The sequence below is a fragment of the Marinobacter azerbaijanicus genome, from assembly GCF_030250645.1.
Lineage (GTDB): Bacteria > Pseudomonadota > Gammaproteobacteria > Pseudomonadales > Oleiphilaceae > Marinobacter > Marinobacter azerbaijanicus.
Genome location: NZ_JASSVS010000007.1, coordinates 19,213 through 43,682, shown reverse-complemented (window position 1 = coordinate 43,682; position 24,470 = coordinate 19,213). Strand labels below are relative to the sequence as shown.

The following is a 24,470-nucleotide window of genomic DNA, read 5'->3' as shown; positions in this document are numbered from 1 at the left end:
AGGGATGGCGCCCTGTCAGGAATCGACATCTCCAATATTTCTCTCATCATCTCGTTCAACGGCATCGTAAAGTACGCAGCCAGTAAATATCAGAAACCGAAACGAGGACCAGAACCAAAAGAGCGAGCGTAACTCACCGGGCTTTGTCACTCGCAGTGAGACATTCCCATCAGCCGGTATCCTCTGATCAGCCATCACCTTCACATTGATACTTTTCTTCGTCACGCAGAGATGATGCGCCCAGAAACCCAGTGATCGAGACTCATTGTCTGCGAGCGTTTTGACCTCAATGGTAAGGCAGGATGCCAGTCTCAATGCCTTCATCAACCTCATGAATGGAATGTTGTCTGTTCCTTGAAGCCTGACTTCGGCATGACTGCGCTGTATCCCTTTTTTGCAGATCAACAATGCCCTCCTGGCAGTATCCGGCTCCTCCGATACCCAGATCGATAACCGCTTAAAAGCGTTCATGACCCCTTCGAATGCGCTTCTGGATTGCGGAGGGCAGGGGTAGGTTCTCAGCTCCGGAGCTCGAGATATGAGCGTAAAGTGCTCAGCTAACCCAGTCGGATTTTGGGCGGTTGAGGCGAGGCTAAACTTTGAACTCCTACGAGCCGTCTCCTCATCCATCAGTAGTCGAGCTCGCTCGTGCCACTGCTGAGCGATATACGGCTCAATATCCAGTTGAGCCGCCGCATTTCGTAGCGCCGTCTCTTCCGTCTCATTCTGTGGTGCCGCTTGCCGGCGAAAGGTCTGAAGTTCGAGCCGATACGGCAACAAAGGATTAATATCCTGCTTCCCATAGACTGGCGGCACATGAATGTTCTCAGGGGCGTTGCGCATTCGTGGCAGCTCGAACTGCGCTTTTGCGGGCATTCTGGCAACTTCAGCCAGGCGTTTGGCGGGCGTTTGTCGGTCGGCCAATCCGTTACGATGCCGAAAGCGCTCCAGCGCGACCGCCGATTTATCAAGCAAACTCGCCTGCTGGTCGAGCGACAACCTGGGGTTGATCCTGTTTGTCACATACCATCCCAATAGGTAATCGAGCAGGTGCGCATAACTTCTGAGCGCCACCTTCTCGCTTGAATGCCCCATCCATTGAGTCAGCAGTGCCAGGCCGCGGCAAGGGTCGCCCAACCCCGCCTGTTTCCAAAGCGGTGTTGACTCATCACCTGGGTTTAACATTGCATCGTTATCAGGACACCAGTTAGCAGGAAGCAGCTCAAACGGCTTTCTTTCCATCAACCGAAATAACGTGATGGTGGCAAAACTGTGGCGCAAATGGTGGAAGCGAAAATTATCGTCGCCCGTTACCGCCCGCATAAGAAGCGTCAGCCCCTCAAACGCCATTCGCTCGGTTATCCTGAAATGGCCACTAACCGGGTCGGCAAACAGCGGCACGCGAGGATCATCATTGTGGCGACGCTGTTTGCGGTCACGTAAAAAGTCCGCCAGCCAGATCCGCTCATCGGATGTCAGCAACAACCGAAGAGGTAACCTTCGGAGGGCCGAATCCGACTTCACCCCGGCGAGCTTGGTCGGTCGAACCAGCACTTCCGGAAACATCACGGACGCGTGATCCAGACCGTGGAAATCGCCAAACTGTCTTGCCCATGCTTCGGTCCGACGTAATCCGCAACGGTACCCCAGAATCAGCAAGGCAAGCTGCAAAGATGCCAACTCATCGCCAGCCTGTTTCATGAGGTGCTGCTTCGCCTGCAGGTATTCCCGAGGCGTCACGATGTTGGCGTCAACGCCATAGCTCGGTCCCCCATCCAAAGGCACACGCTCTACACCATAGAACGCATGTAGAAATTCATGCCAATCTGACAAGGTCGCCTGAAGCACAGCATTGTCGCCAGGCGTCCTGGCAATCACTGCTTCATACATCGCCTGCCATTCATCCGTCTCCAAGCTCAATTCGCTCTGAATTTCGGCGTCATAGTCAAGCAGCGGCATGAGACGAGCGACATTGCGAATTCGTTCCCGCCAATGGGCGAAGGGAAGCCCTTCCTGGCGAATCAGGAATTGGGCGTAGTGACACATCAGCTGCAAGACAACCGAGGTTTTGGGACTGGAAGCTACTTTGCGAATGGCCTTTGAGGCGTTCCCCCGAGCGTCAAACAATCCTTTTGGACCATCTCCCGGGCCCCGAAGCCCTCGTTTTTTTCCCATAACCTCAAGCTGACGCTCGAACCTTCTCAACGCGTGTTTCAATTCCCTGAATGCAGGACGCTGATCACTCAGCGGATACTCCGGACTGTGGATCTCTGCTGCATTGATCAGATGCGTTTCCTGCTCAGGAGCAGGCCCGGTGCTCTGAACGGGGACAGCCACCTGACCGGTTACCAACCGCATCCAGTTGGTCAGTGGCAAGGACACGCCCAAATCCGGCGTGCGCGCGTAGTGCACGAGAAATCCTGGCGCCAATTCCACAAGATTGGCCTCCGCCAGCGCAAAGACGTCTTTGGATCGGTGCCATCGATCTCCAGTAGATTGAACTAACCCGTCGACATAGGCATTGAGTAATTGCTCATCTGCAGAGGTTCGCCCCTCGTCCTCGATCTCAGGCCAATCTTTCCCCCACCGCAAAAACCAACGCCGGAGCAATAGCTGCGTGACCGGCGCCAGAAAAACCCGACGACCGGATTGCCTGGAGTTCTTACCTGAGTTATCGCCTGGCGCTTGTTCCAGCTCCAGCCAACCCAGTTCACCTTCCATTGCGATACCGGCGCGAATGGCCGCACTGACTCGCCGGAACCTTCGCTTGGACACCACTGTGCTGTGAAACACCATGCTGAAAAGCAGTTCCCCCGCATCCTGCTCCTTGCATTTGGTACCCGATTCCTCAGACAACGTCGCCATGAATTGTTCATTCAGCGCATCATAGTCAATCGACCGAGCTACCATTGCTGTCGAAAACATTGAGGGAGCTGTTCGTACCGACAGAATCGGCGCTGGTGCAGACAACTGCCAATCCCGTTCTTTAACACCCTGCGTGAGACCCAGAAACAGGTAACGCTGTTTATCTTTGATCGTCTCCCCGGTTCCCGATTGACACGCATCGTTGATCAGTTCGTTAACGGCAGCATCACTCATCTCAACCCTCTGATCACCGGCGGCCAATGCGGGGTAATGCTTGCAAAGGTAACCAAGCGCGGCGTTAAGATGGTCGAGCTTGTGTCGTACTCTCTCGACCCTTCGGCTCTCCGAACCGGCCAACTGGTACTTTTCAGCTCTGTCCAGGCTTTTCTGGAGCCTGTCGAGTGGCTTTTGCCACTCTTCCCAGACCTTGTCTGACTCAGCCATCAATGCCCTCCAGAACGTCAAACCCCAACGATTCCAGTAACTCGTCAATCACCGGCCCGACGGCCTCTTTGAACGCATAAGGGTCGAGGGCCGAGTGCCGGGCCCACGGCTCGGTCCCAATCCCCCAGTGCCCCATGAAGGTGTCGACGAGGTCCCCGGGTACATCGCGATCCCGGAGATAACCACGTAACGTGTGTCGACTCGTGTTGAGTGGCCAGGGGAAGACCCAGACTATTTCGGCGGCCAATTCCTTGGGGGTCGCAGGGACGGTTTCGTACTTGCTGGTCAGGAACCAGAGAAACGTACTCAGCGTGACCTTGCAGCCCGCCATCTGCAGACGTCGGGACAGAGCCAATCGATGGGCCTCGTAACAATCCAGCTGTCGGATCATTCGCTCGGGCAGATAAACCACTCGTGAATGTCCCATGTCATCTCCTTCTTTGTCAGAGATGACCACAAAACCGCGCTTTCGGTTCAGTTCGGAGGGATCGGCAATCGGGTCGCGAACGGCTCGGTAGCCGGTTGCCCACAGAAGCATCAGGTTCACATACGCGGTATAAAGATTGTGAAATCGCCAGAGGTACGACGGCTGGTCGATCACCTTTCGATACTCTTGCAGCTGCTCCTGCAGGCTAACCACGACTGCCCTCATCACATCACTACGAATCGAGAGTGGCGACCCAACCCGCGACACACTGGCACCTGACAGCTCTGGTTGGTCGGGTCGAGTGGCACCGCCCATGGCGCGGGCCCATGAGACAACAACTCGGTCATAGTATTCAGCCAGTTGCTCAGCGGCTCTGGTGTGATAATAGATCGCCGCCGATGGCCCGAATGGCGGATGCTTACCGGTAATCAGGCACACATCGATCAGATCAGTCGACACGTTCATCAGCGAATCGAACAGGAGGTTTTGAATCCGTTTTACCGTCAGTCGGCTTCCGGTGGACCTTTTCAGGTCTTTAAGCCGAGAATTAACTCGGTTGATGATGCCGTCGAGTTTGACTCGACGAGAGAACAACGCAGCAGATTTTGAAGTCGCACGCCCTCCGGCGCTTTTGACCGTGAGCGCCATGACTTGCCAAAATTGATCTGGAATTCGGAACGTTAGTTCCTGTCGGGATTCCTCAAAATACTTATGCCAACCACTCTTTAATTCACGCCGATCCTTAGGTTTCAAGGTGCCACAGACCCAAGTGCGTTCGTCCGCTACCAGATAGATATCTTCGGAGTTCTTGAAGTCTTGCGGTAACTGATCTCGCGATTTGACGACTCGGGCTCGAAGTACCACCTCTGGCGCACGCCCCGTCAGCAGCAACAGCAAAATAAACAGGCGAACCGTCGGCAAGCCCGATCTTCTGAAAACGAGAGACTCTAGAATCAAGTTCAACTCATATTCGCTGAGACTCTCCCATCGTCCTGGCAGGACTGAATTTACTCGGCGGCAAGCCGCTCGCTGCGGTTGAAGTTTTCGAAGTAAGGCGTCGCTGCGCTCCCCCAACTCTGGCTTCGCCTGCTCGCCGGTTTCTAACAATAGCGTCGCATCGTCCAGCTCATCAGGCGCGTTTCCCGCCAGGAAATGTTTCGTGGTCTTGACCTCAGATGGCCGCGTGGTATGAATCCGTACCGTCTTGCTTTGGTCAACCTCGGTATCGCTGTCTTTGTCCAACGGTTCCCAGTCGCTGGTTAAAGACCACACCTGACGGTCAGCAGATGTGCGCCGATGCCTCCTCACAATCTGTCCGTCGCCGAGGAAATGCTTAAAAAAGCGCTGCAACTCGACAAGGTACCGTATGTCGTTACCACTCAATCTACGCCGATCCAGCATTTCATTTCGTCGCGCGAAAGTGGCCGCAAACCGCTCCAGATGCTCGGATATTCGGGGAATGCAGTTTACGGCTGTGTCACCCATTAACCAGAGAGCCCGCCACGCTTCGTAAAGCCGCGAGCTAAAACGATTCTGCTCGTCATCCGGTACGTCATGCCGCCACTGATAGGCGAGGACGATGACAAGTGCGGCCATTTGCAGGCGGACCTCGCCGGTCTCTTTTTGTGCCAACTCACGGAGGCCAGCATGCTGAGGATGACCTGTCTTGAGACCACTAACACCGCGGCCTGGCTGTTTCTTCTCGCGGACTCGTACTTCAATCTCACCCGAGCTGAGCCACTCCAACAATTTCTCAGCGCCGGTGACCGTAACTGACAGAGATTCAAGCGCCCTTAGCAGGCCCGGAAGCAAACCTGCAATGACTTCCATGTCGAACCAGTCCTCACGGGGTTGTACCAGTTCATTTAACAGTTGTTCGGGATTCTCCGTGGCGATCGTCAGCTCATTCAGCAACATCGTCGTGCCCCTCCCAACCCAGAGTAAGCTGCTCTGTTTTTGAGTTGATGATCAAGGGATCTTCTGCCTTGAGTTTTCGACTCACGCCGGTGAGGCGCTCAAGGCCCGTGCGGCTAGTCAGGCATGGGGCAATCCAACGTCGTTCTTCGTCCGACAGGGCTCCGTAAAGATTCAGGACCCCAAACTGCCGCCCTGAATCCAGACCAAAAGCGACGACTGATAGAAATGAGCTCATGTGTGTAGCAATGGATTGACCTTGAGGCCAGACCAATATCGGAACGACCTTTTCCGGGGGCAAGCGCTTCAACAGCAATGCAATGCGATTGTTGCCCACTACGGAAAATTCCGACCCTTCAGCAACCACATGAACCGGGTGAATACGGGCAAGCGCGATGAGCGAGTCGTCTGACAAAAGCTCCGGCTTTTTCATCGCATATTTAAGACCGAGGATCACATCCCAGCGATCGCCTCGGACTCGGGCAGATATTTTTATTTTTTTCACCTTAACTTGCTTTAGCTTGACTGTTGGTAAACCTACTGCCATCTGTTTCACTCCACAGCTAAAAATCTTACAAAACGAAATCGCTAGCGCCGGAGCGATCACTCTCGTTCTCGCGCTGACTTGGGCGACATGTTTTTAGGTGTAACACACCCAAACAGGGGCAAGGGTCACAATGCTCGGAACGAGGGCTGAAAAACCGAAGGTTGTAGCTTTTTGGAAACTTTTGATTGACTTTAATGACGGTGAGGAGAGATCCCGACGAGTAAAATGGACTTCACGGGTTGGGGGCATCGGTGAAATGTATGCTGCGACCGAAGATCAGTGCGGGGCGATCACACTTCCCTCTTCAGAAAGCTGACTGTGATCGCCACTAATTCCTTTCTGTTTGCGCCGAAAGCCCCAGATATCTGACCACTGGGGAGACGACAACTGTGGTTTGCATGATCTGTTTATACATCAGCAGAACGCTCAATCCGGGATGAGAAAGCCTAAAGCAGCTATTCTAGAGTTGGTTAGCGAATAGATTGATCTTGGTGAATAGAAAAATTTTAATGGCCTGAAAGGAAAGCCTGCATGCATATTATCCGGCTCTCACCGAACATTGATTGCTCAATTGGGGGTATGTTGTTAACCAGTCCCGAAAAACCTCGGATACCAAATAAAGAAACGGCCGAGGCGATGCGTGAACTGGAGGATGGAAAAGGTGAGTGCTTTGAAAGCGTTGAGGACTTGTTTCGGGATCTGGATTTAGATGAATGAAAATTGTTTGTATATCCGACACTCATTCTTTACACCGCCGAATCCCGGAGATTCCGGACGGCGACGTTCTGATCCACGCCGGTGATTGCCTGGGTGCGGGTAATCTGGATGACATCGAGGACCTGAATCACTGGCTCGGCACCTTGCCCCACCGTCACAAGATCGTGATTGCTGGCAACCATGACGCGGCTTTTCAGGAAACGCCGGATCTTGCGCGGGAAGCTTTGAACAATGCGATCTACCTGGAAGACTCTGGCGTTGAACTTGAGGGCGTCCGATTCTGGGGCTCGCCCTGGACTCCGCCATTTATGGATTGGTGGTTTATGCTGGATAGGGGTCAGCCATTGCGTGAAAAATGGAATCTTATTCCGGATAACACCGATGTGTTGATCACCCATGGACCACCAAAAAACATCGGTGATGAGGCGTCTCTGGGATTTCGTTGTTACAACGCGGGGTGCGTGGATCTGTTGCATCGAATCGACCAGCTATCGTTAAAGGCGCATGTTTTTGGACACATTCACGAGGGTTACGGTGAGTATGTGCGAGGCGCAATGCGGCTGATCAACGCCAGCACCTGCACTGTTCGATACAAACCCATCAACCCACCGATTGTGCTGGATCTTGATGAGTAGGAAGATCGAAGGATGTCATCTGATTTTCTGGAACTGGAAGCGAAAGACATTATTGAGCGAGCACAGCCCTGGACCGGTTCAGAAAGTGCGGCCTGGGCCTGGTATCGCTCAACAGAGATCCCTTCCCTTGGTAACTTAACGGCGGAAGATCTCGTCGCAAATGGCCGAGGCGATGAGGTACGAGCTTACCTGGACCACCTGAAAAGCGGCGGTTATTCTTGATAATGAAGATGGGTAGGCCCGTGAGGAAAAAATGACCGCTGCTGAACTGATAGAGCGACTTAGAACGCTACCACCGGAATCAATTGTTCTTGTCCAAGGCTATGAGACGGGTTATGACGACATTGTCGAGCTGAAAGCTTTGGACGTGGTTCGGTATAGAAACGCTCAGGAATGGGATGGCGAGTACTCTACAGTAGATAAGTTCACTGGGGAGAGAGGCAAAACAATGCCTGTCACGGTGATTCTCGGGCGGCGTGGAAATTTGAGATAAAGAAACCTATGTCCGAAAGAAACGCGTACACGCTCGAAGAGCTGATTGCTCAATGCGACCCTGGCTCGCCCATGCCCCCAGAGCTACTGGAATGGCAGCAGGCGGAGCCCGTGGGCCTAGAGCAGTCCGTGATGGAAGGTCAGGTTGATATCCAAGAGGCTGTTCTGGCATTTGGCGAGAAGCTAAGTGATCAATACAAAGTCGCCCAACTGATTCTTTTCGGCAGCCGGGCCCGGGGCGATTACCAGTCGGATAGCGATGCTGATGTAGCTGTGATGCTGCGTGACGAGCCTGGGGATTTTGTTGAAACGAAGCTGGCCATGACGGGGGTTGCGTTCGATGTGCTGCTGCAGACCGATGTCCGGATTCAGCTATTCCCGATTTGGGAAACCGAGTGGCACAAGCCAGAAGCCTATTCCAACCCGACTATTCTGCTAAACATTGCCCGGGAGAGCATCATCATCTGGCAGTCCTGACCTCACTCCACTGACCCTGAATGGCGCCTGCTACTGAGCTGAAACTGTCCAGGTGGATTAGTTGGCTGTTATTGACCAATGACGGAAGGCCTTTTCGGATGGCCCGCTCCCTGAAATTAGCCAAAGTTCCAACTCGGTCTATCAGAGCTTTGGTTGCCGCCTCGGGATCATGCGCCAGGCACTTGATGATTGCGGCATAACTCACTCCGCGTGGCTGCTGAAATTGTTTCATACTGTCGCTCTGGTAACTGCCTCCCGGTCGAGTACCATGGGCGCCAGGTCGAAAGCAGGCGCGATCCCCAGGGCAATCAATCCCACATTCTGTTGACTCCAAATTACACTATGCCGATGACACCAAAGGTCCTGATCGTAGACGTTGAATCAACCTGCTGGGAGGGCTCGATGCTTCCGGATGGCCGAGGCCAGGGCGTCGAGAACATGGAGATTATTGAGCTGGGCTGCGTGATGTGTGATCGCAGTGGGCAGCTACTGGATAGTGCATCCTTCCTTGTTAAGCCCATTGATCATCCGAGCTTGTCGGATTTCTGCCAATCGTTGACAGGTATCAGCCAGCAAACGATCAGCGAGGCCACGCCTTTCAAGGACACCATCCAACGATTGAACGACTGGATCGGCGTGCAAAACAGTTCATTTATCTGGGCAAGCTGGGGCAATTACGACAGGCTGCATTTGGAGGCCGATAGCAGTAAGCGGAACGCAACTCCAGAACTTCTGAGGTATGACCATCTTAATCTCCGCAAACTCTGGCGACTTACCACCAAACAACGCAAGAAAAACAGCCTCAGAGACGCTTTGAACTACCACGCGTTTTCATTCGAGGGGCATCAACACAGCGGGCTAGATGACGCGAAGAATACGGCCAAACTGCTTTCCTGTGTGGATTGGACGCGAGCGGATGAGGCTCTGACGCGAGCCGGCGAATAGCGAAAGCTATTATCGATCCGAATTCCAATTCAATAGGAGACCTTATAGGGTGGGCTTATTTCTCGTCTCTCCGGGGCTGCCCCCGATCTTCCATGAAATCTTCAGTCACGCCTTCGTCAGAATCGAACCACTCTTCCCAGACAGGGTCTGTAGGTCTCTCATAGCGCTTGACCGACCCTTTTAGCCGTTCCAGCGGCGTCATCTCATGAGATAGCGGCTCAGCAAGCTCGTCTGCATGGGCTGTGTGGGCTCCAGACCCTCCAGCAGTTCCTGCTCGGTGAACATTTTCTTTACCATGGAGGACTTCCTTAATCATCGGAGAGCATCACGTCACCGATCAGTTTAGCAGTCGGCCAGCTGCGGCAGCCATCGAGAAACGATTTTAACCACGCGGCTTCCGGCGGAGACGGCTTCAAATCATACTGCCTCACGATACGGAAAAATCTCGCCACGTATTCGCACTAACCCGTCGGGGGGTAGCCATTCGTTCGGAGGTTGAGCGCCTTTGCTTCTGTTAAGCCTTAGTCGACAGGCCACAGATTGACGAAGTCATTGGCAAAACGCTCTCTTTGAACGCGGGTCCAACACTGTTGCCGCACATTTGGATACCGGTTGTGACTGACAAGCTGTGAAGGCCGGGTGAATACTGTACTAGTTTTGCCTATCTCAAAGAACTTGTTGACGTTAACCACCCGTTTAAAACTACAGATATCTTGGTGCGTTATGAGCATTATCGCCTAAATATTAATTAATTGAGCAATATTGCGCGCCGGCAGAATAGTGCCTATACTTCGCTCAGAATCGAAAAAATCAAAAACGATAAGAAAGAACGGAGTCACAATGGGAGGCAGTTATGCTCGGTTTGAAAGAACATCAACCGGTCGATACCAGCCCACCTACTCAATTTGGCCCTACACTGACCGCCAAACACAGTACCGCAGGCCTTCGCTGGTTGCTTGAGCGCCGTGATCGCTGGGAACTGACTATGGACGATCTAGGGGTGCTTTTAGGTGGCGTACGCCGGAGGACACTGACCGACTGGCAAAAACGGATAAACAATGGACAGGAAGTGGAAGTATCCCGCGATACCATGGAGCGAATCAGTCTGCTCTTGGGTATCCATAAGGCGCTCGTGCTGATCACACCGTCAGGACATGAAAGCATGGCCTTTGAGTGGTTCCAAAAACCCATCGATCTGATGGGTCTGCAGGGTCAGTCGATCCGGGACTATTTGCTTGAGCAAGGCTCTATGGATGCCCTCTACTATGTTCGTCGCAACCTGGATGCAATGCGAGGTTAAAGTCGTCGAAGCAGTACAAGGAGTATGAGTTGGATCGAGTAAAGCCTGTATGGAAGCATCACCGGATCATTCACAGCAAATACCCTCCAATCGACTGCTTTGAGAGTCCAGACTCCATGATACTTGCGGAGCTGGAATCTGCGACCAGCGATCGTGTTGTTCACTGGCCCCGGTATGTCGATGAGAAAGATTATCGGGCCGGACCAGGTTGGGGAGCTGTTATGGCTTCTTTCTGTTACCCCTCGGAGGGACGGTTCAACACGGCTGCCCGGGGGGCTTACTATGCTGTAGATTCTCTGGAAACAGCGCTTCGGGAATGGGTTTTTCACACAGGCGAAGTCTGGCAGGAATTTGGAGTTACCAACGATTATTCGGCCATCGTACGTTGTTATACGGGGCACACAGCCGAACCACTCGTTGATCTTCGGAAGCAGCCACAATTCATGCACGATACCAACTATGCACCGGGGCAAAAAACCGCTGCTGACCTGTTGAACGCCGATGAATACGGGATCCTATATAGTTCCGTGAGAAATCCAGGAGCTGAAGCCGTTGCGCTATTACGACCATCTGCGACCACTCCGGTTATCCAGGCCGGTCATTATGTTGTGCAGTGGGACGGAGAGCGCTTTACTCAGTATGCCCATGTCGAGGACTATAATCCGCTGTGATTAGGCCGCATCTTTACTTATTTGAGTTTTTGAGTAAATGTGCGTATTCCAGACCAAGGTTGCCACTGATTCCAGACGAAGCCTGCCACCCATTCCACGCGAAAGCTGCCACCCCGGCAGGCTGCCTGAACCGCCGTCAAAATCGTCCGGCGCGGGATAACTTAACGGTACTCTGATCCTTTTCATCCGGAGAAGGCCAGATGCCAGCGAAGAGGTTATCCATGTAATGTTGCCGCCCGCGTTATGTGCCCTACAGACTCGGAAGTCAGCCGGCACAAGGTGGTGCTCTGGTTTTTGGCAACATAATGTTCACAGCGAATCGAGCCATTTCAGCAAATCGGCATCGTCGCGCCAGTGTGGTTTTCCGAGGGATGAGTCGGATGGCTGTGTCGGTGGTTCGCACTGCGCCAGAGCTTCGGTCTTCATGCGCAAGGTCAGCTCGGCATAGCGATTTGTGGTCTCCAGGCTGACATGCCCCAACCAGGCCCGGATTACGTTAACCTCGACACCCGCTTCAAGCAGGTGAACCGCTGTGGAGTGCCTCAGACAATGGGGAGAAATTCGCCGTGGTGTTGATGGTTGCTGCTCCCGCAGATACTGCGTGTGCTTGCGAACGATCTTATAGATTCCAAAGCGGGTTAATGGTTGTCCCAGGGCGGAAGTGAAGACCGCTTTCTGCGGACGCATGATCGCCCCCGTTTGCTCCAGCAGCTGTCGCAGTAGCTGGCTGGTTTCCTCCCACAATGGGCAAATGCGCCATTTATCGCCTTTACCGTGTAGATGCACGCGCGGCGGGGCGGAGTCTGCCCGCTCTACCAGCGTTTCCGCCCCCGCCCCGTCTTCAGGGTACATTGCAATCCCGATGCTGGTTCCGATCCCGATAGAGACACGAAGATCGGTGCCCTCAAACGGAAAAGGGGTTTCGAGCGAGTTCAGAAGTTTGCGTGCGACCGTTGCGACCCGGTAGACAGTCACCTCGCCAGAGTCATCGACCCCGGCCAACTCATGGGTGTAGTCGTCAACGAAGGAGCTTTCCTTGACCAGATCATCGTTGCTGAAGTTGGACCCCATCCATGGCTGGAGCATCATCGACGGCGGGATCGCGATGGTGCGATCTACTTTCGGAAGGGAGTTCCACATAGCATCGCCGATCCTCAGCGACCCCACGCCCGCCTCCTTTTTCGGCGGATGAATGCGGATCAGGGTGTGATCGGGCCGATCCATCCAGGCTTCCAGCTGCAGCTCCCGGGTCCAGTACTCGCTCTCGATACGCATAACGTACCGGCCGTGGTTACTTCTGACCAGAGAGTCTGCTCCATGCCTTCGATCAAGGAAACAGCCGAGGGAGTAGTCGCGAGAAGACGAGCCGATATGGCAAACAAAACAAGAGCGCTTATCCAGAGTTTCATAGACCAGGTTCTTTCTCAGTAGATGTGGCCGGCTACCTTCGTCTGTTCCCGACGTTCGGAAACGACGGCGGGACGTCGTGGGGCCTTCACAACGATAACCAGACCCACAATTGTGATTCCTATGCCGATGATCTCCACGAAGCTAAAGGTTTCGCCAAACAGCAGTATGCCAATAACAAGCCCAAACACAGGCGTCAGAAAGGTGAACGAATTCAGGCTGTTCAAAGGAGCGCTTGCCAGCAATGAGTACCACAGAACAACCATCAAAGCCGTCGCTGGAATAGCCAAAACGAAGATTGCGGAGGAAAACGACCAGGTCCAGTCAATCGCCATGCCCTCACCCAGACCCACGGACGCGATGCCCAGGAATGCCGAACCGATGACAAGCTGAATACCCATGGACCAGTAAATATCATCGCTGCCGGCCTGATATTTGAGTAGCACGTTCCCGAAGGCGGTTCCAATGGCGCCGACCAGAACATAGACCGCCCCTGTAAACCTGGCGTTACCAAACTCCATCTCTGGCGTCGCAAGTACCACAACCCCGATAAAGCCAACGATCAGTCCCGCGAACACGCGCCCGGTGACCACTTCCCTAAAAATGAACAGCGCCAGAACCGCTGCAAAAAGCGGTTGTGCGTTTGCCAGCACCGTTGCAAGTCCTGGGCCCAGTTTGCCAGCTCCGAGAAACATTCCTCCAAGGCCCATGCCGGTGTAACTGAAGCCAATCACAGTCAACATGAGAAATCTTCGAGGCGAGAAACTAATTCGTCTGCCCTTTCCAACGGCGATCAGAATCAGGCAGAGGCCCGCCAGTAATGCCCGTAAAGCGGCAAAAAGCAAAGGTGGCGCATCTGGCAAGCCCACCACAATGAAGGGAAAGCAAATCGCCCAGAGAAAGGCGACAAGCATCATGCCGGCTACTGTACGTATCGATAGTGACTGGCCCACCAACAGCTCCTTGGCCTACTCCTCTGAGAAGTATGGCTTATATTCAAACCTGGCGCCCCAATCCCCGCAATCGCGGGAAAAACCTCGGCGTGTTGTTGGCATAATGTCGCCAGGCCTCCCCGAACGTCTTTTCGGCTTCCCGCTCCTCACCGATGGATAACCGTGAATACATCCAGAGCAACACCGGGAACATCACCAGGGTCAGTAGCGTCGGCCACTGCAGGAGGAAGCCAAACATAATCAGAACAAAACCCACGTACTGAGGGTGGCGGACATAGGCGTAGAGTCCGGTTGTGGCAAGCTTCCCCGCTTTCTGAGCCGCGTACAGAGTGCGCCAGCCTGCTGCGATCAGGTAGAAACCTCCACCAATAAACACCGTGCTCAACAGGTGGAAGGGTCCAAAATGCGGGGAGCCTTGCCAGCCAAACAACATTTCGAGCAAGTGCCCGCTGTCATGAGCAAACCAGTTCACATCGGGGTACTGTGACTGCAGCCAACCCGAGAGAAAGTAGATCGTCAGCGGGAAGCCGTACATCTCCGTGAACAAGGCAACAAGAAAGGCGCTGAACGCACCAAACGAGCGCCAGTCCCGTTTTGTCTGAGGTTTGAAAAAACTGAAGGCAAAGAAGATGAAAATTGCCGAATTCAGTACCACCAGCCCCCATAGGCCATAATTCGGTAACTCACTGTTCATCTCGCTGATCTCCAGTCTTTCCGTGTTGTGATCCGTGCTGGTTGTGGTGGCCATGACCACCGTGCCCACCATGCATGAATATGTGCATAAACGGACACGCCAGAAGTATCAGCCAGGGCAAGGCGCCGAGAAGATGAACCCTGTGCTCGCCCCAAAGCAAAAACAGAGCTATGACCGCGAATACTGCCAATGTAATTTTAAAGCGCCGATCCATCACTATTCCTTTGTGTAAGTAAACCAAACCCGCAGTCTTCATCACGCGTCAAATGTCTGGCCGTTGCCCGTCGTCGCTATGTAGTTGGGAGAAGGGCCAGTCGCGAAAACTTCAACTGCCCATGGTGCGAACCATGCTCATCTTCCGTCAGCCCCCGGGACGAAGGGGCGGTTCCTGATTGTCATGGGCTGTCAAACTACCCACAATAAAACCACCTTGTGATCGAAACGGCGGAATGGCTCTTAATTGCCAGATAAGCGACGTTTGCACGCTTGCGAACAAAAAGATTGCTTCAATCCGAGTTGAACATGCCAAGCTGAATCATAGCTGTAAACCATTCCGGATGATGCATCTATTTGACATGGATCAGTATCACTAGCAAACGCCCGGCTTTAGACCAGGACTCAGATTTCACCCATTTAGCAAAGCAACTCCCTGACAGGGGTGTCCGAATGCACGACGAAACTAGAAATAGCCAGCAAACAGCCAGTACCAATGCAGCTCTACTCAATCGTCATTGTTACTGCATTACCCTTGATCAAGACGCCCTAAACTCAAATCTTCGGGACCAGTTTTCCAACGCTGGCATCGATTTCCCGGCAACAGCGATCCCGGAGCTTGATCATTTCTTCTCGGATACCGCCGTTTTTGTCCCCGAGAGAGATATTTTGACGATGGAGGGAGTCGTCCAGGCGATCGAGAAAGCGAGCAAACTTCCGTCTTACCTGACACAAGTCCTGTCCTGGGCTCCAGACATCGCACAGTTCGATCCCGGCCCTGTCGGGGCATTTATGGGCTATGACTTTCACCTGGGGCCCGAAGGCCCTCAACTGATCGAGGTCAACACCAATGCCGGCGGTGCTTTTCTTAACGCTGTGCTCGCCCGGGCTCAAAGCCGATGTTGCCAGCCACCTCAACACGCGCCCGCCATCAGCCCGGCGCTGGACAGGTTCGATGATGCGGCGTTCCAGATGTTTAAACTTGAATGGCAAAGGCAGCGGGGGGAGTCGATGCCGCAGCGATTGGCCATCGTTGATGACGCCCCTGAGAGTCAGTTTCTTTTCCCGGAGTTCCAACTGGCCCAGCGACTCCTTATGGCCCGGGGAATAGAAACCCTGGTCCTCGACCCTGCCGAGTTCGAGTATGCCAATGGAGAGCTTACCGACGGTGGAAAACGCATTGATATGGTGTACAACAGGCTGGTGGATTTCGCACTGGAAGCGCCGAACCATGCGACGTTAAGACGGGCCTATCTCGAGGGCGCCGTCGTCGTAACGCCCAACCCGCGAACACACGCAGTGCTGGCCGACAAACGGAACCTGACTCTCTTGTCAGACTCACAGACTTTGCGCGAATGGGGACTGGATACGAAGGACGTGGAGCTACTGGGAAGGGCTGTTCCAAAGACCAGGCTGGTTTCCAGGGATGACGCGACCGAGCTATGGCGAGATCGCCGCAGGCTCTTCTTCAAGCCCTTTTCAGGCCATGGCAGTAAAGGTGTGTACCGGGGCGAAAAACTGACCCGTCGCGTGTTCGAAAACATTCTCGAGGGCGATTACATTGCGCAGGACCTCGTCCCTCCGGGGGAGCGAGGTCTCAAAATTGATGACACGGTAACGACCGGAAAGGTCGATATTCGCCTGTACACCTACGATGGAACAACGCTGCTTACCGCTGCCCGCATCTACAAAGGGCAGACCACCAACTTTCGAACGCCCGGAGGCGGGTTTGCCCCGATCTTTCAGGTGTGAGCGTGGGGATGCTTCGACTTTACCTGCCAGTAGCGATGCTCGTAAAAGTTGCTCCATAATGCTCCCAGCGTGGCAGCAAAGAGTAATTCCTCTGCTGGCACCCCAAAAAACCGGAGCCCACTGATAGCTGCGTTATTCCAGTAAAGATCGACGTAACCCGGGTGGGACCAGTTCATTGCGCTGAAAAAGACGAAATAAAACAGGGTAAATACAGCCGAGCCTTTAATTGCACTGCCGAGCAGATCGACTCGACATATAACTGTGGCAATCGCTCCGAACAACAGGCCGAGAGAGGCCGTGTATATTGAGTTAAGGCCGGTGGCCAGTTCCAGAAAAGCGAAAACAAACGCGGGCGAGACCAATGCCAGGGCATGGAAACGATGCCTGCCTACGTGTTGTTTGTGATTGGCTGGCATTGGCTGTGTTGTCGAACGCGAACCAAGCTCATAGAGTGAGCAGGCCAACCCGCCCACCGCAAAGGAGAAAAAAAGACTCTCCACATCAAAACCGTAGTTTTCACCCAGTGCAAATAAGGTAGGAGGGCTCCAGTATTCCGGGTAAAAGAAGGGTTCGGTCAGGCCAAGGGGAGCTGTACCAAGGCTTATTTTCAGCATTTTTCTTCTATTGCCGGTAAAGATGAAAACCACGCCCCACACGAGCACCAACAATAAACTCCACACCAGATATGTATAAGTCATCGACATGAAACTGTCCTGGCAGCGGCCACTTTCCCACTCGCCAGGTCACGTAGCAGGGCCTGGGTATCAAGAATTGACCCCCGAGCTGTATTAATGAGTACCACGCCGGGCTTCATTTTGGCGAACTCCCGGCCCGATAAAAACACGATCTTCATAATCCCCCCCCTGAAATGGTTCCGGCCTTTTGCGGACACACTCGGAGCTCACTCATCCCGTGCGGTTCAGCCGGAATTCAGTTTCCACTACTATACTCATCATTCCTGGTAAGCAAATTGCCTTTTTCTCAGGCTCTGGCATCGGAGGACCGAAATGTCACTTCAGACACCCATTCGGGTCGCCATCAATGGCTATGGCGTTATTGGAAAGCGAGTGGCCGATGCGGTCGCAGTGCAGCAGGATATGATACTGGCCGGCGTAGCCGACGTTGCCGAAGACTGGCGACCGCGGGCTGCCCTGCGAAAGGGCTATCCACTTTTCGGCGCAACGCAGGAGCACGTTGCTAGCATGCGCGCCGCCGGAATGGACGTTGCAGGCACCCTTGATAACCTGCTTGAAATCTCAGATATCGTCATCGACTGCACGCCAAAGCACCTGGCGAGCAAGAATATGGAAACCTATCGGCAGCGGGGCCTGAAGTATATTGTCCAGGGTGGCGAACCCCATGAAGGCACATCCCACTCCTTCGTTGCCGAGTCAAATTATGACAGTGCCGTCGGTCGTGACTGCACGCGCATTGTGTCGTGCAATACAACGTCCATTATCCGGACCCTGACGGCACTCAAGCGGCATGGACTGTTATTGCGTGCACGAGGAACGCTTTTGCGGCGCGCCACCGACCCGTGGGAAAGTCACATGGGTGGAATTATGAATACCGTCGTTCCGGAACCAGAGATCCCGAGCCATCAGGGGCCGGACGCACAAACGGTTGACCCCGACCTGGATGTCGTAACCATGGCTGTCAAGATCCCGCAAACGCTCGCACACATTCATTACTGGTCGGTGCAGATGACGCGGGAAGCGAGTAAAGACGAGGTTCTCGATGCGTTTCGCTCCTCCTCTCGCATTTCCCTTATCAGGACCGGCGACGGGTTCACCGCCATCAACAGTATCAAGGAGTTCATGGCGGACCTGGGGCGGCCTCATGACAGCCTGTATGAGGTCGCGCTCTGGGAGGACATGCTCAAGGTCCAGGGCAGTGAACTGTTCTATGCTTACATGGTCGATAACCAGGCAATCGTCATTCCGGAAACCATTGACGCCATTCGCGCACTCACCCGGGTCGAGCCTGATGCCGGAAAGTCAATCAAAGCCACCAATGACAGCCTCGGTATAGGCTCGCTCGACCTGTAGATGCACGCGGTAAGCCATGGGCTTGGGTCAGCCGGGAACAAAGGGCGAGATATGACTGGCATCTTCAGGATTTTTGGAGAGGGGGACGACCTTTACGAGGCAATGATCGACTCTATCCGCGCTGCCTCCCAGCGCATAGTGCTGGCGTCGTATATCCTTGCCGGGGATGAAGTGGGCTGGGCATTACTCAATGAGCTGATGAATCAGGCCCGACGCGGCCTCGACGTACGCATTCACATTGACGCCATGGGCTCTGGCAGAGTGCTCACACGATCTCAGAGTCGCCTTCTCACAGCTGCCGGGGTACGCCTCAAGCGTTTCCACCGCTGGAGCTGGCGTCAACCCATGCGCTACAATCGCCGTGATCATCGTAAGTTGCTGGTCATTGATGGTGAAACTGCCTATCTAGGCGGATTCAACATTCATCGAGAGGCCTCAAGGCAAGTATACGGTGAAACTCGGTGGCGTGACCTGCACGTGTACATTACCGGGCCACTGGCCGCGGAGGCTGAGGGGCTGTTCAACGCATCCTGGTGCGGGCTCACCGACTGGAGTCCACGCAGGCAGCCAGGCAGCAATGACCGGATCATCCCAAATACAACACGTGGCTGCCGAATTCTGTTGCGATGTACCATTAAAGCCCAGTTGGCCCGAGCATCAGAGAGCATCTGGCTGGAGAGTCCTTATTTCATTCCGGATCGGGGCTTACGCAAACAGCTTATTCTCGCGGCCGAGCGGGGTGTCGATGTACGTATCCTGACCACCCGCAAAACCGACTCGCCCCCGGCACAATGGGCTGCCCGAGGCATTTACGGAGACTTACTGGCGAATGGCATTCGCATATTCGAGTTTCAGCCCAGGTTACTGCACTCCAAACTTCTGCTCATTGACGAGGATTGGGCCAACATAGGAACAGCGAATTTCGACTACAGGAGCATGTTCCTTAACTACGAGCTGACGTTGGTCTCGGGAAACAGAACGCTCAACAGGCAGTTAAAGTCCGAAGTCCTGAGGGATCTTCAGGATTGCCATGAAGTCACCGGCGAAGCCTGGAGAGACCGTGCAGCTATAAATTACCTTTACGATATGCTGGGAAGACTTCTACGCCGGTGGTTGTAGAATACGGGGCGACCCGGAGCCACAGTGGCATAATAACACCTCTCACTCTCCCAGGCTTTCATGAAGAGTCAGCAGCCCCGCTGTATCGAGGGTGCCACCATGATTCGTGTAGCCAAACGCCAGCGTGCGCTCCAGCCCCAAATCCAGCGGTCGACAGACACCCACCAACTCCTCCGGCCGCATATGGCACACAAACACCCTCAATCTGGTATCGCGGGGAAACACCTCATTGCTACCCCGGGTAGCGAATCGGTGCTCGGCTTGCATGCTGTCCCGGGGACTGCGAAAACGACCGGGCTCAAGAAGGCTTACCACACTGCATCCCCCCTGCTGGAATATGCTCGAACGCTGGTCGATGCGCCTGCCATTGGCTATTACCACCGGGTGGCCCAGTCACTGCCTCGCTGCTGGAGCCAGTGCAAATTCCTCAACAGGATGACTGTCCATAGCACACGGCTGATTCTTGCGAACTCAGACCCGCAGAATCGAACGGTAGCTCGCCACGTCTACTGCAAACCGGGTATTCATGCGCAGGTGATCTCGCATGGCCTCCAGCGCCTCCGGGTTACCGTGAACCAGGTTGATCGGCGTTTCGGGGGCCAGGTCACTCTGAGCAAGCCACTGTTCAATCTCTGCGAAATCCCCGTGCCCGGAAAGCCCACTCAACACTTCCAGTCTGGCCTTGACAGGAAACCAGTCACCGTGGATCTTGATCCTTTCCGCTCCGCCAACCATCTTGGCGCCTCTTGTCCCCCCTGCCTGATAACCGGCGAAGATGACAGTTGTGCGATGCTTGCCCAAGAGGCGCTTGAAGTGATGAAGTATACGTCCGCCCGTTGCCATGCCACTTCCGGCAATAATTACGTGGGGGTATGCTTGGTCAGCCAGCGCCTTGGAGTCCTGAACACTGCGACTGTAATGAACGGTGCTACACATTTCGTGGCACTCGGAACTGCTCAATCGGTGCTGATCCTCGTAGCGGCAGTAAATCTCGGAAACATCGATTGCCATGGGGCTATCCAGGTAAATTGGCAACGTTGGAATTCGCCCTGCCTTCATCAGGATAGTGAACATATGCTGTAACACCTGCGCCCTGCCCACGGCAAAGGCCGGAATCAGTATATTGCCCCCTTTGTTAACGGTTTCGTTGACGATGTCTGCCAACTGTGACAGCGAGTCCACGTCGTCGTGGCGACGATCGCCATAAGTTGACTCCAGCATCAGCATATCCAGAGCCGGCAGAGGCGCAGGTGGCCTCATGAAAATATCGTTGAGGCGCCCAACATCGCCGGAAAAACCGATGCGTTTACCTTCCGTCTCAATAATGATGCAGGCAGCACCGAGAATGTGCCCAACTGGCCGAAGGTGGAAGCGTATATCACCGAGCTGGACTTCTTCATGAAAGTCTACCGGCTGAAACAACTCCATACAGGCGTCCGCATCATCCTGATTATACAGAGGCTCCGGAGTTTCATGTTTACTCAGTTTGTGGCGACCGAGATAATGCGCCTCCTCTTCCTGGAGATGGCCGCTATCCGCCAGCAGTATCTCACTCAGCTCGCGGGTTGCGTGATGAGTATATACGGCCCCACGAAAACCCTGCTTGTACAGCACCGGTATATAGCCCGAGTGGTCCAGGTGTGCATGCGTCAAAAGCACTGCATCCAGTGATGCTATATCGAACAGTAATGGCTCCCGGTTGCGCTTTCTCAGCCACTTGTAACCCTGGAACAGGCCACAATCGACCAGAACCCGCGTCTGACCGGTTTCGACCAGGAACTTGGATCCGGTAACAGTCTCCGCACCGCCCAGAAATGTAATATTCATCAGCTCTTACTCCTGTCTTGATCGAGAAAACGCCTGATAGGCGGAACCAGCAATTCACTGACATCAATTGCGTTGGTACTGTGCGGAATGGTGTTGGTCGTCACCAAAGCCTGTAAGCCGGTGCCCAAAAGGTATTGATCCGAAGCCTCGGCAAAAATGCCATGCACCGCCGCACAAAGAACAGCGTTCATGCCCTGGGCTCTGAGCGCCCTGACGCATTCCCCAATGGTACGACCGCTGGAAATAACATCGTCGATGATGATGGCTTTACGGCCGCGATACCGGGAAATATCCGGCAATAAAACCTCAACGCGTCGGTCACCCAGGCGCTGCTTGGCACCGATGACATAAGGATGATTGCTGGCCTGTGCAATACTTGAAACCCATTGCTCACTCTCGGCATCCGGGCCCACCAGTAAAATCTCATCCTGACCCCGAAGCCACGCCGTCAGTGCTGGTGATCCCTGAACAACCTGGGTGGGTACGCTGTATATCTCGCCAAGGGAGTGATATCGGTGCAAATGCGGATCAACCGTAATCAACCAATCGACATGGGACGACAACGATCGTGCAAACACACGGGACGTGACCGCTTCCCCGTCCCGGAAGCGACGGTCCTGGCGCATATAGCACAAATAAGGAGCCACCAACCCCACCGAGTTTGCACCGAGTTCCCGCAGAGTCTCGAAAAGAAACAGATGGGCAAGGTACTTGGCGTCCGGGTTGGACAGGTCTGCCAGTACAACACAGTGGGCACCGCTGACCGGTGTATGAATTCGCAGGTATGACTCACCATCGGGAAACCTGCGAAACTCCTGATGCCCCTGCTCCAGACCAAGCTGATCACACAGCTTTTCCCGTAGGGGATGGTTTTCGAGGCAAAACAGAACTGCTCGTTCGCTACTGCCCACGGTCAACTCTCCGTTTGAAGGGTAAAAATAGGTGCTTCACCCGCGATATAGGCCAGGGCGTAATCCCGTTCGCCGGTGCTGTCACTCAGCAGTTCGTAGAGCGAATCCCCCACAGCAACGGTGTCACCCACATTGGCAAACAGCCGCAACCCCGCCGCAGGGCTCTCCGGTGCACCAGCAAGTTTGGCCAGCCGAGCCAGCCGGCGATTATCAACAGACAGGATTGTCCCCGGGTCGGTGGCGAGCTGTCGGTATCTGAACCTGGCACTCCCCAACTGCTTCAGCCCGCCCTGCTCCTCAGTAATGCGCCTGAACTGCTCCCAAGCCCTGCCACTTTCCAGTATATCCCGCGCCTTCTGCTGCCCCTCCTCAATTCCGCAGCCATCCGCCATGTCGAACACATGAGCTGCCAGGAGCAACGCTCGCTCTTTAAGGTCGTCCGGAGCTTCCTGCCTTCCCTGAAGTACCGCTATCACATCCCGAGCCTCCTCCACCGGCCCTATGCCCGAGCCGATCGGGTGGCTGCCATCCGTCAGAACACAACGGACGACCAACCCGCAGGCAGCGCCCACTTCAGAAAACAAAAAGGAAAGTCGATCAGCCTCTTCATGACTTCGAACCTTTGCTGTGATGCCCACTGGAATATCAATCACCACGTGGGTTGAACCCGCGGCAAGCTTCTTCGATAGAACCGAGGCCACAAGTTGCCCTTCTCCGTCGAGATCCAGTGCCCGCTCAATACGGATTAACAGATCATCCGCCGGACTGAGGTTGATGGCCCCTCCCCAGGCAAGGCACGCGCCCGTCTTCCTGACGACACGCTGAAGGTCAGCCAGACTCAGGTTGACGGTTGTTAACGCTTCCATCGTATCCGCTGTACCCGCAGGTGAGGTGATTGCGCGGGAGGACGTCTTGGGCATTACCAGTCCTGCCGCGCTGACGATGGCAACCACCAGCGGTGTGGTTCTGTTTCCGGGGAGGCCACCCACACAATGCTTATCAAACACCCGGGCAGCGCCCTCCCAATGAAGGCGCTCTCCGCTGGCCACCATGGCCCGGGTCAGACCTGTGATTTCATTCAGAGTTAAACGTCCGCCCGCACAAACACTTAAAAAACAGGCGATTTCAAGATCACTGTATTTATGTTCGGAAATATCGGAGACGATTTTGGTCAGCTCGTCCTGACTCAATTCGTGGCCGAACACTTTCCTGCGCACCAGACTCAGTGATTCAGTAACCGGGGCGTGATGCACAGAAACGGGGTCACCAGACGACACCCCCAACCGCTTCATGGCAATGTTGGACAGCCCCGCATAGCCCTCGGGAACCGTGTCACCATGGACCACATTCAGGGTCGCGATTACAGACTGTCTGTTTGCCGTGACCCTCACCCTCGACCGTGCGGAAAATCCTTCCGAGCGGCACACATCACAATCGTCCCGCATGTAGATGATGGGCTCTTGATGCGTATCAATGCCGATCAGGAAGGCTTTTAGTTGACTGGCAGAATCCATAATCCCTCGCTAGGTAACACCGAATACAACCTTGGATATCGATATCTCTCAGAGATCGTCCATCCGGCCAATCTGACGGGCCAGACGCATGGATTCATTCTGCTCCATGGTCAGGAGCGACTGAAGCAGCTCCTTTGCTTCAGGAATCTCGGCTTTTCCGACCATGGTTTTATAGAGATCAAGAATCTGATCATGGAAGTCGAAGACTTCACGGCAGATGCCAGCAAAATCAAGCTTCGCGTATGGCTCGTCGCAGGTTCGGTGGGTTTTGATCGGGTTATGAGACAGATAATCGTACACCCGGGTCTCCAGGGCTTTGGTATCTCCCTGCCGCCCAAATTCATTGACGATGCGCTCCATTTCGGACTCATGGGTTGCCAGGTAGTCCAACAACGCCTTTGCTCGCTCCTCTTCATTCTTTGTCGCGCAATGGGACATGCAACGTGCCAGGTTGGCATGCAGATCCCGTGTCCATTCAATCAGCTCTCGAAATGTTCTGATATCCATACAGAGTTACCTCTTGCAAAAAGTCAGGTTTCATTGAAGTCGCGCCAGATACTCTTACGATACTGCTGCCGCCGACTTTGGCAAATGTGCC

The 24,470-nt window shown here is 54.2% G+C and carries 24 protein-coding genes; 10 read left to right on the top strand and 14 right to left on the bottom strand.

Annotated elements, in window-relative coordinates:
* Positions 1-15 precede the first annotated feature (15 nt).
* Genes QPM17_RS14380 through QPM17_RS14370 form a run of 3 tightly spaced genes read right to left on the bottom strand, consistent with a single transcriptional unit; the run spans position 16 to position 6,197 of the window.
* Complete coding sequence (locus QPM17_RS14380; RefSeq protein ID WP_285391509.1) at positions 16-3,309, bottom strand: site-specific integrase; 3,294 nt, start codon at positions 3,307-3,309, stop codon at positions 16-18.
* Positions 3,302-5,653, bottom strand: coding sequence for a hypothetical protein (locus tag QPM17_RS14375; protein ID WP_285391508.1), 2,352 nt, complete (start codon positions 5,651-5,653; stop codon positions 3,302-3,304). The genes QPM17_RS14380 and QPM17_RS14375 overlap by 8 nt, the downstream gene beginning before the upstream one ends.
* On the bottom strand, positions 5,640-6,197 hold the full coding sequence (locus tag QPM17_RS14370; RefSeq protein WP_285391507.1) for a hypothetical protein: 558 nt from the start codon (positions 6,195-6,197) through the stop codon (positions 5,640-5,642). Before QPM17_RS14370 ends, QPM17_RS14375 begins: the two co-directional genes overlap by 14 nt.
* Positions 6,198-6,728: 531 nt before the next feature.
* On the opposite strand from QPM17_RS14370, the gene QPM17_RS14365 reads away from it, so the two are divergent.
* The 7 genes from QPM17_RS14365 to QPM17_RS14335 all read left to right on the top strand — a co-directional run bounded on the left by QPM17_RS14365 (position 6,729) and on the right by QPM17_RS14335 (position 11,434).
* Positions 6,729-6,914: a hypothetical protein gene (locus QPM17_RS14365; protein WP_285391506.1), complete on the top strand. Its 186-nt coding sequence runs from the start codon at positions 6,729-6,731 to the stop codon at positions 6,912-6,914.
* Entirely contained in the window at positions 6,911-7,549 is a 639-nt protein-coding gene (locus tag QPM17_RS14360; RefSeq protein WP_285391505.1) for a metallophosphatase domain-containing protein, read from the top strand. The genes QPM17_RS14365 and QPM17_RS14360 overlap by 4 nt, the downstream gene beginning before the upstream one ends.
* A 12-nt stretch (positions 7,550-7,561) precedes the next feature.
* Complete coding sequence (locus QPM17_RS14355) at positions 7,562-7,771, top strand: hypothetical protein (protein ID WP_285391504.1); 210 nt, start codon at positions 7,562-7,564, stop codon at positions 7,769-7,771.
* A gap of 279 nt (positions 7,772-8,050) precedes the next feature.
* Positions 8,051-8,518, top strand: coding sequence for a nucleotidyltransferase domain-containing protein (locus QPM17_RS14350; protein WP_285391503.1), 468 nt, complete (start codon positions 8,051-8,053; stop codon positions 8,516-8,518).
* Positions 8,519-8,860: 342 nt separating this feature from the next.
* Entirely contained in the window at positions 8,861-9,463 is a 603-nt protein-coding gene (locus tag QPM17_RS14345; RefSeq protein WP_340366894.1) for a 3'-5' exonuclease, read from the top strand.
* 853 nt (positions 9,464-10,316) lie between these two features.
* Positions 10,317-10,763, top strand: a complete 447-nt coding sequence (locus QPM17_RS14340; RefSeq protein ID WP_285391502.1) for a hypothetical protein — start codon at positions 10,317-10,319, stop codon at positions 10,761-10,763.
* Between the two features lie 29 nt (positions 10,764-10,792).
* On the top strand, positions 10,793-11,434 hold the full coding sequence (locus QPM17_RS14335; protein ID WP_285391501.1) for an RES family NAD+ phosphorylase: 642 nt from the start codon (positions 10,793-10,795) through the stop codon (positions 11,432-11,434).
* A 309-nt stretch (positions 11,435-11,743) separates the two neighbouring features.
* Here QPM17_RS14335 and QPM17_RS14330 read toward each other — a convergent pair whose 3' ends face one another.
* From QPM17_RS14330 to QPM17_RS14315, 4 genes are all read right to left on the bottom strand, one after another.
* Positions 11,744-12,709: an outer membrane lipoprotein-sorting protein gene (locus QPM17_RS14330; RefSeq protein WP_285391500.1), complete on the bottom strand. Its 966-nt coding sequence runs from the start codon at positions 12,707-12,709 to the stop codon at positions 11,744-11,746.
* 149 nt (positions 12,710-12,858) lie between these two features.
* A complete protein-coding gene (locus QPM17_RS14325; protein WP_285391499.1) occupies positions 12,859-13,758 on the bottom strand; it encodes a DMT family transporter in 900 nt (299 codons plus the stop codon).
* A 79-nt stretch (positions 13,759-13,837) separates the two neighbouring features.
* Positions 13,838-14,488, bottom strand: a complete 651-nt coding sequence (locus QPM17_RS14320; protein WP_285391498.1) for an isoprenylcysteine carboxylmethyltransferase family protein — start codon at positions 14,486-14,488, stop codon at positions 13,838-13,840.
* Positions 14,478-14,702, bottom strand: a complete 225-nt coding sequence (locus QPM17_RS14315) for a DUF2933 domain-containing protein (RefSeq protein WP_285391497.1) — start codon at positions 14,700-14,702, stop codon at positions 14,478-14,480. Before QPM17_RS14315 ends, QPM17_RS14320 begins: the two co-directional genes overlap by 11 nt.
* Positions 14,703-15,154: 452 nt before the next feature.
* Here QPM17_RS14315 and QPM17_RS14310 point away from each other — a divergent pair, with 452 nt between their 5' ends.
* Positions 15,155-16,453: an ATP-grasp domain-containing protein gene (locus QPM17_RS14310; RefSeq protein WP_285391495.1), complete on the top strand. Its 1,299-nt coding sequence runs from the start codon at positions 15,155-15,157 to the stop codon at positions 16,451-16,453.
* On the opposite strand, the gene QPM17_RS14305 is transcribed toward QPM17_RS14310, so the two are convergent.
* Both QPM17_RS14305 and QPM17_RS14300 read right to left on the bottom strand, forming a co-directional pair.
* Complete coding sequence (locus QPM17_RS14305) at positions 16,444-17,157, bottom strand: lycopene cyclase domain-containing protein (RefSeq protein WP_285391494.1); 714 nt, start codon at positions 17,155-17,157, stop codon at positions 16,444-16,446. The genes QPM17_RS14310 and QPM17_RS14305 overlap by 10 nt on opposite strands.
* Entirely contained in the window at positions 17,148-17,306 is a 159-nt protein-coding gene (locus QPM17_RS14300) for an NAD(P)-dependent oxidoreductase (protein ID WP_285391492.1), read from the bottom strand. Before QPM17_RS14300 ends, QPM17_RS14305 begins: the two co-directional genes overlap by 10 nt.
* Positions 17,307-17,460: 154 nt before the next feature.
* Between QPM17_RS14300 and QPM17_RS14295 the strand changes: the two genes are divergently transcribed.
* Together QPM17_RS14295 and QPM17_RS14290 are read left to right on the top strand one after the other, a co-directional pair.
* Positions 17,461-18,501 (top strand): type II glyceraldehyde-3-phosphate dehydrogenase, encoded by a 1,041-nt coding sequence (locus QPM17_RS14295; RefSeq protein ID WP_285391491.1) that lies wholly within the window; start codon positions 17,461-17,463, stop codon positions 18,499-18,501.
* A gap of 51 nt (positions 18,502-18,552) precedes the next feature.
* Positions 18,553-19,620, top strand: coding sequence for a phospholipase D-like domain-containing protein (locus QPM17_RS14290; RefSeq protein WP_285391490.1), 1,068 nt, complete (start codon positions 18,553-18,555; stop codon positions 19,618-19,620).
* 42 nt (positions 19,621-19,662) lie between these two features.
* Here the strand turns inward: QPM17_RS14290 and QPM17_RS14285 are convergent, their stop codons facing one another.
* From QPM17_RS14285 to QPM17_RS14265, 5 genes are all read right to left on the bottom strand, one after another.
* Positions 19,663-19,935, bottom strand: coding sequence for a hypothetical protein (locus tag QPM17_RS14285; protein WP_285391489.1), 273 nt, complete (start codon positions 19,933-19,935; stop codon positions 19,663-19,665).
* Between the two features lie 156 nt (positions 19,936-20,091).
* A complete protein-coding gene (locus QPM17_RS14280) occupies positions 20,092-21,447 on the bottom strand; it encodes an MBL fold metallo-hydrolase (protein WP_285391488.1) in 1,356 nt (451 codons plus the stop codon).
* A complete protein-coding gene (locus tag QPM17_RS14275) occupies positions 21,447-22,358 on the bottom strand; it encodes a ribose-phosphate diphosphokinase (protein WP_285391487.1) in 912 nt (303 codons plus the stop codon). Before QPM17_RS14275 ends, QPM17_RS14280 begins: the two co-directional genes overlap by 1 nt.
* A 2-nt stretch (positions 22,359-22,360) precedes the next feature.
* Positions 22,361-23,872 (bottom strand): thymidine phosphorylase family protein, encoded by a 1,512-nt coding sequence (locus QPM17_RS14270; protein ID WP_285391486.1) that lies wholly within the window; start codon positions 23,870-23,872, stop codon positions 22,361-22,363.
* Positions 23,873-23,920: 48 nt separating this feature from the next.
* Complete coding sequence (locus QPM17_RS14265; protein ID WP_285391485.1) at positions 23,921-24,379, bottom strand: ATPase; 459 nt, start codon at positions 24,377-24,379, stop codon at positions 23,921-23,923.
* Positions 24,380-24,470: the final 91 nt, after the last annotated feature.

What these genes read in the sequence shown, in the direction of transcription:
- QPM17_RS14380 (WP_285391509.1), bottom strand. Translation starts at nt 3,309, where the DNA reads ATGGCTGAGTCAGACAAGGTCTGGGAAGAGTGGCAAAAGCCACTCGAC.
- QPM17_RS14375 (WP_285391508.1), bottom strand. Translation starts at nt 5,653, where the DNA reads ATGTTGCTGAATGAGCTGACGATCGCCACGGAGAATCCCGAACAACTG.
- QPM17_RS14370 (WP_285391507.1), bottom strand. Translation starts at nt 6,197, where the DNA reads ATGGCAGTAGGTTTACCAACAGTCAAGCTAAAGCAAGTTAAGGTGAAA.
- QPM17_RS14365 (WP_285391506.1), top strand. Translation starts at nt 6,729, where the DNA reads ATGCATATTATCCGGCTCTCACCGAACATTGATTGCTCAATTGGGGGT.
- QPM17_RS14360 (WP_285391505.1), top strand. Translation starts at nt 6,911, where the DNA reads ATGAAAATTGTTTGTATATCCGACACTCATTCTTTACACCGCCGAATC.
- QPM17_RS14355 (WP_285391504.1), top strand. Translation starts at nt 7,562, where the DNA reads ATGTCATCTGATTTTCTGGAACTGGAAGCGAAAGACATTATTGAGCGA.
- QPM17_RS14350 (WP_285391503.1), top strand. Translation starts at nt 8,051, where the DNA reads ATGTCCGAAAGAAACGCGTACACGCTCGAAGAGCTGATTGCTCAATGC.
- QPM17_RS14345 (WP_340366894.1), top strand. Translation starts at nt 8,861, where the DNA reads ATGCCGATGACACCAAAGGTCCTGATCGTAGACGTTGAATCAACCTGC.
- QPM17_RS14340 (WP_285391502.1), top strand. Translation starts at nt 10,317, where the DNA reads ATGCTCGGTTTGAAAGAACATCAACCGGTCGATACCAGCCCACCTACT.
- QPM17_RS14330 (WP_285391500.1), bottom strand. Translation starts at nt 12,709, where the DNA reads ATGCGTATCGAGAGCGAGTACTGGACCCGGGAGCTGCAGCTGGAAGCC.
- QPM17_RS14325 (WP_285391499.1), bottom strand. Translation starts at nt 13,758, where the DNA reads ATGATGCTTGTCGCCTTTCTCTGGGCGATTTGCTTTCCCTTCATTGTG.
- QPM17_RS14320 (WP_285391498.1), bottom strand. Translation starts at nt 14,488, where the DNA reads ATGAACAGTGAGTTACCGAATTATGGCCTATGGGGGCTGGTGGTACTG.
- QPM17_RS14315 (WP_285391497.1), bottom strand. Translation starts at nt 14,702, where the DNA reads ATGGATCGGCGCTTTAAAATTACATTGGCAGTATTCGCGGTCATAGCT.
- QPM17_RS14310 (WP_285391495.1), top strand. Translation starts at nt 15,155, where the DNA reads ATGCACGACGAAACTAGAAATAGCCAGCAAACAGCCAGTACCAATGCA.
- QPM17_RS14305 (WP_285391494.1), bottom strand. Translation starts at nt 17,157, where the DNA reads ATGTCGATGACTTATACATATCTGGTGTGGAGTTTATTGTTGGTGCTC.
- QPM17_RS14300 (WP_285391492.1), bottom strand. Translation starts at nt 17,306, where the DNA reads ATGAAGATCGTGTTTTTATCGGGCCGGGAGTTCGCCAAAATGAAGCCC.
- QPM17_RS14295 (WP_285391491.1), top strand. Translation starts at nt 17,461, where the DNA reads ATGTCACTTCAGACACCCATTCGGGTCGCCATCAATGGCTATGGCGTT.
- QPM17_RS14290 (WP_285391490.1), top strand. Translation starts at nt 18,553, where the DNA reads ATGACTGGCATCTTCAGGATTTTTGGAGAGGGGGACGACCTTTACGAG.
- QPM17_RS14280 (WP_285391488.1), bottom strand. Translation starts at nt 21,447, where the DNA reads ATGAATATTACATTTCTGGGCGGTGCGGAGACTGTTACCGGATCCAAG.
- QPM17_RS14270 (WP_285391486.1), bottom strand. Translation starts at nt 23,872, where the DNA reads ATGGATTCTGCCAGTCAACTAAAAGCCTTCCTGATCGGCATTGATACG.
- QPM17_RS14265 (WP_285391485.1), bottom strand. Translation starts at nt 24,379, where the DNA reads ATGGATATCAGAACATTTCGAGAGCTGATTGAATGGACACGGGATCTG.